The sequence below is a fragment of the Yersinia sp. LJYL362 genome (genome assembly GCF_048323875.1).
On sequence record NZ_JBLWEX010000127.1, the window covers coordinates 1 to 11,164 of the forward strand.

The window sequence follows — 11,164 nt, forward strand, 5'->3', positions numbered from 1 at the left end:
AGCGAATGGTTAGAGGAAATGCTGCAAGATGATAATAGCTTACAAAGCATTAATAACGTATTAAAAGGGCAACAAAGCGAATGAAATTTCATGGTGGGATGATGATCTCTCTGATACTGAGCATCTTGGTGATAAGCGGATGTGCTATGCCAGAGAAGTTTTCTCAGGAAGATGCATTGCAAGCGGTTACCGCGTCATATGCCGGTGGGGCGATTACCGTTCAGCTACGCGCAGAGCCGACTCTGAATACGGTAAATGGCTTGCCGAATAGCTGTACCGTTTTATTATTGCAGGCGAAAGACAAAGCTTCTCTCAATAAAATTCTGAGCAATCCCGCAGCGCTGAAAGGGCTATTTGCGGGGGTGGGGGCTGAAGGCACCTTACTGCAAGTGGATCGCTACACCATGATGCCAGGCCAGGACAGTACATTACATATTAACCGCGCGCAGAATACCCGCAGTGTCGCCCTGGTTGCCGGATATTACCCCTATCCGATGAAGCAACATCGGGTTCTGGTTGATATTCCAATTAAAAGTGCCAAAAGCGGCTGGTGGAAACCCGAGTGGTGGGCAGGTCTAGGGCCTTTGAACATTGCGGTGACCATGGGCAGTGACCGTATTTCTCGCCTTGAGGAAACGCCAAAAGAGCGTAAATCGACGGTGGTCAGCGCCACCACGGATTATGCGGCAGAAGATGAAGCTGAAGAAGACGCTGAGCAAGGGAAAAAGTCATAATGTACCCGGAACAACAGCAAATCTACTGGCACTCTGGATTGTATTTGCAACCACAGCATTTTCAGTCACTTGACCTACATAATGAATGGCAACATGCTCAGATTCGCCGTTCTGCTCAACCTTATAATCAGGGGATGGTCGAGCTTAAAGTCAATAAAGCCGCGTTGCAGGATTTTGTGGTGAGCATCGACAGTGTTGACTGCATTATGCCGGGCGGGGCTTACCTGTCATATCCGGGTAATTGTCAGCTTGAAAAGCGTCATTTTCGTGATGCCTGGAAACAACGCGACCAGCCTTTTACGCTGTGGCTGGCGCTACGCCGTTTTGACCCACAACACAACAATGTCACGCTATTAAAGAAAGAGCATGAACGGGCAGGCACCCGCTGGGTCAATACCAATGACGATCCGGTGATGAAAGATATTTATGACCAGGCACCAGAAGCGACGGTGGCTCGCCTGTGTTACAACGTGCGTATTTTGACCGCAGAAGAGATGCAGGAAGCCGTCGATTGCGAGTGTATTCCATTGATGAGACTGCGTTATGACAATGACAGGGTGAAATTTGATCCCGATTTTTCTGCGCCCGCGGTCACCTTGCATGGCTCAGCGACGCTCTATGAAATGATTGAAACTATTTATTACGATGTCAGCGCCAGAGCAAAAAAACTGGAAGAGTATAAGCGCTCTGAGCGGTTGGTTAGCGGCAGTGATCGCGGCGATCGGATCACGCAATTATTGGCGATGCGCACCTTAAATCACGTGCTGCCATTATTAAAAAATATGCTTCAGGCGCGGCAGGTTCACCCGTGGCAAATCTATTGTCTATTGTCACAATTGATCGGGGAGCTGTCCTCTTTCAATGAGGGGTGTTCATTCTTGGGGGAGTGGCGGACTGGTAACGATAATTTGCAGCCTTATGACCACGATCAGTTGAATCGTTGCTTCGACAGTGTGCGTAAAACATTAGCCCGTTTGCTGAATAATTTGGTGCTGGAAGATAACGTCTATATCACCTTGGAAAAAGATATCCACGGTGTGTATACAAGTAAAATTGAATCTGAGCAATTAAATAACGCAGAAAAAATACTGTTATTGTTACGTTCTTCAACCATTACGTTAGAAAATCAGCAGATAAAAAATACCGGTGGTATTAAGCTAGCTTCGACACAAAGCATTAACCTGTTGATCCAGCATGCTTTGCCGGGTGCGCCTGTCACCTTCTGCCAACAGGCTCCGCGTGGGGTACCAAACCGTAGCGATTCATCTTATTTTATCGTTGATCGTCAGAGTGAATTATGGGCCGCGGCTGAACAAGATAAAAGTATTTCATTTTATTGGTCAGATATGCCGGAGGATCTTCAGGTTCAACTTGTATTTGTGGTGCCCACATGATGAGTATCGTGAATTGTTATATGCCAGTATTCCGGTTTATAACTTCTTTTATACTTGAACCATTGGAACATTCTGATTATTCGCATTTCAGAGATAAATGTATTCAATTGTTGCAACAAGCACGTTTGTCTGCTGAATTACACCACTCACCGCAAGACTGTGAAGATGCTAATTTTGCGGTGGTTATCTGGTTAGATGAGCAAGTTTTATGTTCTGAACCTGAGTGGGTTAAACAGTGGCGAACGGTGTTATTACAAAGCCATTATTTTGATTTATCGACCGGTGGTGGTGAGTTTTTTTCTCGCCTTGATTCTATTGATAAAAATAACACTAAATTAAGAGTGGTCTACTTATTCTGCTTATTAATGGGATTTCATGGCAAATATACTCAGCAGGATGCTGAATTACAGAAACGAATCTCTGATGAACGCCGTTGTTTACCTGAACAGTGGCGTCAGTGGCCGAATAATGCGCCGATAATTTCAGATCTGTTAAATAGCTATGGCAAGATAAAACCCGTACGAAAAAAGTTTCGTCATAGGAAATGGCTTATATTATCAATGGTAATAGTGGTTTATCTCATAATGCTTATCGCAGGATTAGGTTCAATCTAATAGGTTTATAAAATGTTTAAAAAAATGATTGCCTTTACTGCGTGGGCTTTTTTGCTGTGCACATTACTTATTGTTTGCTTAGTCATTGCTACGATTATTGAATGGTCGCTAATCAGTGGGTTTATTCTGTGGCTGGTATTGATAATAGCCATTATTGGCATTCGACTGGCTTGGGTCGGTATTGCTGGATTATCAAAAGCGAAGTTCTTTGGCAGATTAACCGCGCGTTTTAAATTATCGCGTATGGAACATGTCTTGTCTGAGCACTGGAAAACCGGTGCCAAAGTTATTAAGCGCATTCGCAATGATAAACAACCGTTGCCATGGTTTGTCCTCACCGGTCAGCGTTGTGGTAAAACTACGTTAATGGCCAGCACTGGTCTGCCCTTGTTTTCTAATGAACCCGAAAGTGGTGTGGTGGTTCCTACCCGAACGCTGCGTTGGTGGTTCTTCCGCTCGGTAGGTTTTCTCGATCTGTCCAGCCAATTTTTGAGTAAAAGTCCGGCATTTGAGCGTGCCTGGCTGCGGCTGGTGAGCTGGTGTCGGCGTTTGCCAGTGCCGGCGGGGATTGTGGTGTGTGTTTCAGCCGATGACCTGCAACGGAAGAGTATGGCGGAGCTGAGCTTGAGTGCCCGCCATATTCGTACGCAAATTGAGCCGCTGATTAAAAAAGTGAAGCGTCGTTTGCCAGTGTATGTGGTGATTACCTGCTGCGACCACTTGCCCGGTTTCACCCTATGGTCTGATAAGTTATCACCGGCACAGCGCCAGCAAGCACTGGGCTATCACTGGCTACAATCTCCGGTTGTAGACGGTAAAGATCCGGCGTTCCTTAATCCGTTATTCAGCACGGTAAAAGCCGGGTTAGACAATGTGCGTATCAGTATGTTTACCGGCCTTCCTCCTGATGAAGATACGCTGCAATTGCTCGATTTTCCTGAGCAAATTAGCCAGTTGCAACCGGCTTTGCAAAGCTATTTGGCGGCCCTGTGTGAGCCAGATGCGTATTTTGAATCTGGAGCCTTAGGCGGGGTTTGGTTCACGGCCACGGTGCCGGTTAGCCAAAACAGTGCCATGCGTCAGGCTGTTTTTTTGCACGATTTACTGGTGCGCCAATTGCCGGAACTCAGCAGATTACGTCAGGTTGATGCTATCGGTTTTCTGCGTCGTTTCTTACAGCAATGGGGCATTGTGATGGCGGCCTCAGTAACGCTGGCGCTACTGCTCTTTTATGGGGTACGCACTCACTCGTTGACGGGGGGGGATTTCACTGCCTTGACGGTGGCTCAACAGGTTAAAAAACTAGAACAGATTGAAAGTGGGCAGCAACAGCCGCTGCAATACTGGCCTTTTATCCCGGCAGTTAATTATCGCCATTATCAGCTTGAGCAGCAGGTGTTACGTGCTGCGCCCACTCTAGTGGTGAATGCGCATGTTATTGCCGAGCGCTATGAGCAGCGTTTCAATCAAGCCACTCCTCAGCAGCAGCGTGGCTATATCCTTGATTTAGCGCAAAGCATCATGACGAAGCAGGCGATGTTGGAATATAAACCCATAGCCGAGCTGCATGAATTACCACAGATACCAACTGCCCTGAGTCAGGTGGGTAACACAACCTCTGTTCAACAATTACATAACAGTATGGCGCCCAATAAAATCTACGGGCGCGGGCAAATACCGCTGCTATTAGGTAAGACATCAGAGCTGTCCGTATTATCAAATGAACATGACATCGTGCTGCAGCGCGCATTATTGCAACAAACGGGCGGTGCAGAGCATGTGCAAACCTTGCGTCAGTTACTCGCCAAGCTGGTGAACAGTGATGGCCAATGGCAATGGTTATTTGCTGCTGACTCTGAATTGCTACCGGTGAAACTGATTGATTTTTTGCCCGCTAGCGATAGCCAGCAGCAGCTGGCTGGGCAATGGACCCAACCAGGAACGGCGCAAATCAGCCACTGGCTTACCAAGGTACGTCAGGCCACCGGCGAAGACATAAAACTGACCGCGCTGGATAATTTTGAGCGCCAGTGGGACACATTACGTCAAGATCACTGGATGAAGTTACTGCTGGCAATGAGCCAGCAGCAGGCACCGGTACTGGATGCAGAACAATGGCAGGATACGCTGATCGGCATTGAGCAGGGTAACAGCCCGTCGATGAAGTTTTCCCGCTATATTGTGCAGCAACTGGCGGATATTCCTAATAGTGCAGCGGCACCCTGGTTGCGTGAATTGCGCCAACTTAACCTGCTACAAAAAACCAATGAGCTGGATCCGCTGATGCAAAATAAAGATCGCATTGAGCAGGCCATCACTCAAAAAATAGCCAGTAAATTTAAGTTGGATCAAAAGACGCTGGCTGCGCCGCTGAAAGATTCCAATATTAACGCGTGGAATGAATGGCAAACGAGCCTGCGCACTGCGGTTGCTGAGGCGGTCGCCACCCCGGAAAACAGTGACAATCTAACGCGTGGTTTATTTCGCAGCGAAGAGGGTAGCGAGGGGGGGAGTAATCCATTGCAAAAACTCAGTGGCCGCTTTGCCGCGCTGCGTAAAAGTATTAATCCTGCGAAAGATGATGTTGCAGTTAATGCGGTGTGGTCTTTGTATATGAATGATGCGCGTTTGTTGACAGCTCATGCTATGCAGCGCTCCAGTTGCTGGATACAACAACAATGGCAAAGCCGCGTACTGTGGCCGATGGAAAAAAATGCCGCGCAATTGGATTATCAGGATCAGCAGGATATGACCTGGCAATATTTGTCAGATTTCATTCGCGGGCCAGCAAAGAGTGTACTGGTGGTAGGCAATAATGGCCCGGCAGCAGGAGAGTTTGAAGGCCAGTCACTGAACCTGACACCGGAGTTTATGCGTCTTGTCAATCATGTCCTGCGCCCTGACGATGTTCTATCGATGCCAGAACGCGCGAATACCCGTAGCGAAGATAAGTTGGCAAAGTTGCAGGAAGCACAAGCAAAACTCGAGGCAGAATTAGCGGCCATTGAGGAACAACCAGTTGATTTGACGCTGACCAGCCTGCCTGCCACGGTGCCTGGTGGGGCACGTCTAATGCCAACTGGTAGCAAATTAACGTTGTTCTGTGATGCTCAGCGTTGGGATCTGAAAAGCATGAACTTCAGTGAACAGACCCTTTTCCAGTGGCAACCCGGCCATTGTAGTCGAGTGACACAAACGATTAACTTCCCCGGTTTTGACCTGTCATTCGATTATATCGGCGATAACGCATGGCCTAATTTCATGCGGGATATCGCAGCAGGGAAACTATCGTTTAGCGCGGAAGATTTCCCGGAGCAAAGTGCCACTTTGGTCTCATTAGGGATCAAAGAGATTCTGGTGCGTTATCAGTTTGATAAACAGAACGCCGTACAGGCCACTTGGTTACGTTGGAAAGCCGCCGCTGATGCTCTCAGCGAAAATGCAGTGGCTCAGCAGGACATTATGGATAAGAAAACCGAACAAACATTACCGTCTGCATTGCATGGCAATATTTCACAACTGCCAGCAAAAATTGCGGGCTGCCGTTAAGAATCATTAATTGTATAAAAATCAATAGACTAAATAGGAATAAATGTGGGTAGTTATCTCAAAAAAATTGTTGCTAATCTCGATGTTGAAGCACGCAAATGTCTGGATGCAGCCATCAGTCTGGCGGTCAGTCGGACACATCATGAAGTGGAAACTGAGCATTTGCTATTAGCACTGATGATTGCCCACACTGGGCTGATAGAAAAACTGGGGCTAAACACCGGGCTGCGAGGTGATGATTTGCTTGACGCCCTGACGGCCAGTTTGAACACATTGCGCAGTGGTAATTCGCGCCCGCCTGTTCTGTCTGAATCTCTGGTAGAACATTTAGAGCGCTCCTGGCTGCATGCCAGTGTGAATTGGCAGCAAAATCATTTGCCAGTGCAGGCCTTTCTTGGCTGTTTGCTGAAAGATCTATCGGGTAATCAGGCTCGTTTTTCATCGATGCTAAGTCAGGCGCTGAGTTGTGATGGTGAATTGGCGGATAAGTTATTACTTCAGGAGTGTTCTGTGGCAGTAACGCGTCAGCCGATTAACAGTGGAGACAGCAACGATTCTGCGTTAGCGAAATATACCCGTAATCTGACCGAACAGGCGCGGCAGAATGCACTCGATCCGGCATTGGGTCGTGAAGCTGAAATCCGACAGATGATTGATGTTTTGTTGCGCCGACGCCAAAACAACCCAGTGTTAACGGGGGAACCTGGCGTGGGTAAAACGGCAGTGGTTGAGGGATTAGCCCAACGCATTGTGGAAGGTCGTGTTCCCGATACACTAAAGAATATGGAAATTCTTTCACTGGATATGGGCTTGCTACAGGCGGGTGCCAGTGTAAAAGGCGAGTTTGAGAACCGGTTGCAAACGCTATTACGCGAGGTGAAAGCCTATTCTTCACCGGTGATATTATTTATTGATGAAGCTCATACGCTCATTGGTGCTGGCGGGCAGGCCGGGCAAAATGATGCCGCTAACTTGCTCAAGCCCGCTTTGGCGCGCGGAGAAATACGCGTGCTGGCGGCCACTACTTGGGCTGAGTATAAAAAATATTTTGAAAAAGATGCCGCACTGGCCCGCCGTTTCCAGGTGATCAAAATTGCTGAACCTGATATAGAAGCGGCTACAGCGATGTTGCGCTCCATGAAGTCGGCCATGAGCCTGCATCATGGCGTCACTATTCTTGAAAGTGCGCTGCTCGCCGCTGTTACGCTTTCCAGCCGCTATATCTCAGGCCGCCAGTTGCCGGATAAATCTATTAGTCTGCTTGATACCGCCTGCGCCCGTGTTGCGGTGTCACAGTGTCATGAGCCGAAGGAGATTGAAGATCTTAATGCGCTACTGAGTAATATCACCGTTGAGCGTGATAGCTTGCATCAGGAAGGCGGTAATGACGCCCGTTTACACTGGTTAGCTCAGCGGGAAGGTGAGATCCAGCAAGATCTTAACAAACTTATCCCCGAGTGGCAGCGGCAGCGTGATTTGGTGGCTCGCATAAAAGCGAGTCAGGATATGCAGGAAGTGGCGGCCCTCAGGGCTGAGTTATCACAATTACATCAGGAGCAACCACTGGTTTTCGACTGTGTAGATGAGGCTTGTGTTGCTGATGTGATTGCGGGCTGGACCGGTATTCCATTAGGGCGAATGATGGAAAAGGATCAGAATCAACTGAGTGAATTGTTGACGCGGCTGGAGGCCCGAGTTATCGGCCAATCCTATGCATTAGACGCTATAGTTCAGCAAGTGCGTATTGGGCGTGCCAATCTTAATGACCCAGCTAAACCACTGGGCGTCTTTATGCTGGCGGGGCCATCCGGAGTAGGGAAGACTGAAACCGCGTTGGCGCTTTCCGATCTATTGTATGGCGGTGAACAGAACCTGATCACTATCAATATGTCGGAATATCAGGAAGCACATTCGGTCTCCGGGCTAAAAGGGTCTCCACCTGGCTATGTGGGTTATGGGCAAGGGGGCGTATTAACCGAGGCGGTTCGCCGCCGTCCTTATAGTGTGGTGTTGCTTGATGAAGTTGAGAAAGCCCATCCCGATGTGATGGAACTGTTTTATCAGGTATTTGATAAAGGGGTGATGGAAGATGCCGAAGGGCAGTTAATCAATTTCCGCAACACGTTGATTATCCTCACCAGCAATCTGGCCAGTGATCGCATTATATCTGCTTGTAGCACAGGCGAAATAACCCATGACGGTTTGGTTGAATTAATTCGCCCTGAATTTGATCGTCACTTCCGCCCGGCATTTATGGGGCGTTTGCGGCTAATACCTTATCTACCGGTCGTTGCCGACACCTTGGCCAGTATTATTCAACTGAAGCTAAATAAGATCTGTGAACGTTTCCGCCGTGCGGCGGGGTATGAGTCGCAACTGACATACAGTGATAAAGTGGTCAAATTCTTTGCCAGCCGTTGCCGGGTTGAACAAAGCGGTGCGCGCGAGATTGATTCGGTACTTAACCGAGAGCTACTGCCGTTATTGACCGAGCGTTTGTTAAGTGCAGAAGACCAACAAACCATGGCTCTGTTGCTAAACGTGAGTAAAGATAAATTAACCATAAGCAAGAAACGTAGTTAAAGCGGTCCGCTGAGTCCCCACCTTGCCAAGTTATCCATTTGGTTATGGTGGGGATGTATTACCTGCATAATTTGGTCTATAGACAGTCTATTAGCTTTGTTTTTGATAAAAAAGAAGGAATCATAATGTCTGGATATATATATTTACCTATACCTACACAAGAAATGCATAACTTTTGTGATTTTTGGACCCTTGGGCAAAAGGAGAAAGGAAAGACACCTTATAAAATATTAGAAAACAAACATAGTGGTGTTGTTAAAAAGGCTTTTCGCTACTTTGATGGTGTTCTGAGAAATGTAAATCCCTCCGATAAAGTCTATATTCTTGCTCATGGTGGTGAATTCGGTTCTTGTTATATTGGTGCTCCACTAGGAGCCAAAAAAGTAATGCAAAGCGGAATAGAAAGATGGACTGGAGGAACGCTTAAAAGATACAGTCCAATTGAACTCGCACAATTGTTAAAAAAAGAAAGCTTACCCTTTAATTTTGTCGATTTGAGAGTTTTTGCCTGTAGCAGTGCATTAATACCAAATAAGGATGGAATTACTGCATCATTCGCACAGAGATTAGCAAATGAATTACGTAATATAGGTTATAGGAATATTAAAGTAACAGGGTATTTAGGAACCCTTCAAGCAAACTATAGTATCCGAAACTTAAGTGGAGGCGCCTTTACAGACACATGTCATAAAAGTGTTTATCTCGAAGCTAGCCTAATGCCAGCGTCATTAGGAAAAGTTATTTTCTAAGGGGCGGTGAATCGGATTTTACGCGTGGCGATCTCCTAAGGGGCCATAATCAGTATGTCTCCTGAGGCGATCTCAAAAAGTGAATGGGACGTTTTGAGGGGATACTTACAACACGTCCCCCAATTACGCTTGGCCTTGTTCGCTAAGGCACTGCTGGAGCACTGTAGCGATACTGTTGCACTCACTCACCGGCAGGAATTCGGGGATTAACCGGCCCCATCCGTCAGGTTTTACTCCGAGCCGCTCAAGAAACTCTTAAGTTTTATATGACACCATGCCAATTAGGTAAAATCTTTTCGCCAATTAGGTAAAATCTTTTCGGGTTGAATAATACTGTTTTCACTATTTACGACCCACCCACTCCCATTAATAATATTAGGAAGCCCTATTCTACCCTTAAGTAACATGCTTACTTGTTCATATCCACCATAAGCCAATATAGGCCTTTGTGCTATATTAGCTAATTTTTGTGCAACGCTGGATTTATCACTATCGAGGGTACCTCCTGAATAACAACAAACTAAATGCAACGGACTTCTGTCACTAGATAAATCTATCGAATGCCTAAATTTTAGATACTGATAAAACTCAAGCGGTGAAAAGCGTTTCTTAATCCTAGATTGATGATCTAGCGCAGCATAATCATCTGCCATGATATTATGTGTCACACCATCAATAAAACACATTGTACCCTGCTTGCTTCCATGAACTGTTATGCCTGGCTCTCCTGTATTCAAAAAGTCGTTTGTATATCCAAACCTGAACATTTCTTTCGTTCCCATACTCATATCTAAATTAATGGCTTTATAATAGGAGTATGGCTTTGCATTTTTAGGGTGCAGGTTAATGTTAACTGATGGCCCCCGTCTAAAAAAGTTAATAAATTTCATGTTGATCTTAACCCATTATATCCTGGCAACTTTTGCCTCTAAGTTAATGTTGTCCGCTGATGCCGGTATTCCCTCGGCGAGAAGTAGCCTGCAGCGAGTTTCCTGCTCTAGAGAGCCCACTCCTAGGCTCTGAGTGTGAAGCCGCAATCATTTTCCCTATGTTTATTTAAGGCGCGATGGTGTGGCAGATACGGCCACGCCATCGCGCCTAGATATCTTATGTATGCAATGCCTACTTTACTCATGGTACTAACAACTGTCTTAATATGTGATATCCTGTGAGGACCACATTATTTCATTGCCATCCCCTATCTGTATTTAAGAATATTAGTTGATTCCATTATGATTTATCCTAGTTTGTTGGCTTTGATAAATCACTGGTAATGGTGGCGGAAAATAACGCAACTTCTGAGTCATTACTGTTATTGAATATAAAACTATACTTTTAATTATTTCAGCTTTTGTTTGTTTTTTATGCTGTACTTTTAGTTTCTTGGTGTAAGTACACCCATTTTAGTTCCACCTACTTTTTGAGATTTCCGGTTTTTCAGCCATCAACCGGTATTCTTCCGGCGTCAGGTTATTCAGGGATTCATGAGGTCGCTCGCTGTTATATTCATTCAGCCAGCGCTCCGTGATTTCCCGTGCTTC

At 46.4% G+C, this 11,164-nt stretch carries 8 protein-coding genes; 6 read left to right on the plus strand and 2 right to left on the minus strand.

Annotation, left to right across the window (positions count from 1 at the left end; all coding sequences use genetic code 11):
• Positions 1-101 precede the first annotated feature (101 nt).
• From tssJ to ACNSO8_RS05775, 6 genes are all read left to right on the plus strand, one after another.
• Positions 102-734: a type VI secretion system lipoprotein TssJ gene (gene tssJ, locus ACNSO8_RS05750; protein ID WP_418394089.1), complete on the plus strand. Its 633-nt coding sequence runs from the start codon at positions 102-104 to the stop codon at positions 732-734.
• Positions 734-2,128 (plus strand): type VI secretion system baseplate subunit TssK, encoded by a 1,395-nt coding sequence (gene tssK / locus ACNSO8_RS05755; RefSeq protein ID WP_418394083.1) that lies wholly within the window; start codon positions 734-736, stop codon positions 2,126-2,128. The genes tssJ and tssK overlap by 1 nt, the downstream gene beginning before the upstream one ends.
• Positions 2,125-2,742, plus strand: coding sequence for a DotU family type IV/VI secretion system protein (locus tag ACNSO8_RS05760; RefSeq protein ID WP_418394084.1), 618 nt, complete (start codon positions 2,125-2,127; stop codon positions 2,740-2,742). Before tssK ends, ACNSO8_RS05760 begins: the two co-directional genes overlap by 4 nt.
• Before the next feature lie 12 nt (positions 2,743-2,754).
• Positions 2,755-6,291 carry a type VI secretion system protein gene (locus tag ACNSO8_RS05765; RefSeq protein WP_418394085.1) on the plus strand — a complete coding sequence of 1,179 codons (3,537 nt, stop codon included), beginning with the start codon at positions 2,755-2,757 and terminating at the stop codon, positions 6,289-6,291.
• A 45-nt stretch (positions 6,292-6,336) separates the two neighbouring features.
• The gene (tssH, locus tag ACNSO8_RS05770) at positions 6,337-8,874 is read left to right on the plus strand and encodes a type VI secretion system ATPase TssH (RefSeq protein WP_418394086.1); all 2,538 of its coding nucleotides are present in this window, start codon (positions 6,337-6,339) and stop codon (positions 8,872-8,874) included.
• Positions 8,875-8,999: 125 nt separating this feature from the next.
• The gene (locus ACNSO8_RS05775; protein ID WP_418394087.1) at positions 9,000-9,623 is read left to right on the plus strand and encodes a hypothetical protein; all 624 of its coding nucleotides are present in this window, start codon (positions 9,000-9,002) and stop codon (positions 9,621-9,623) included.
• Between the two features lie 281 nt (positions 9,624-9,904).
• On the opposite strand, the gene ACNSO8_RS05780 is transcribed toward ACNSO8_RS05775, so the two are convergent.
• Positions 9,905-10,513 (minus strand): hypothetical protein, encoded by a 609-nt coding sequence (locus ACNSO8_RS05780; RefSeq protein ID WP_418394088.1) that lies wholly within the window; start codon positions 10,511-10,513, stop codon positions 9,905-9,907.
• A gap of 513 nt (positions 10,514-11,026) precedes the next feature.
• On the minus strand, positions 11,027-11,164 hold a 138-nt coding region (locus tag ACNSO8_RS05785), incomplete at its 5' end, for an integrase core domain-containing protein (protein ID WP_418394090.1).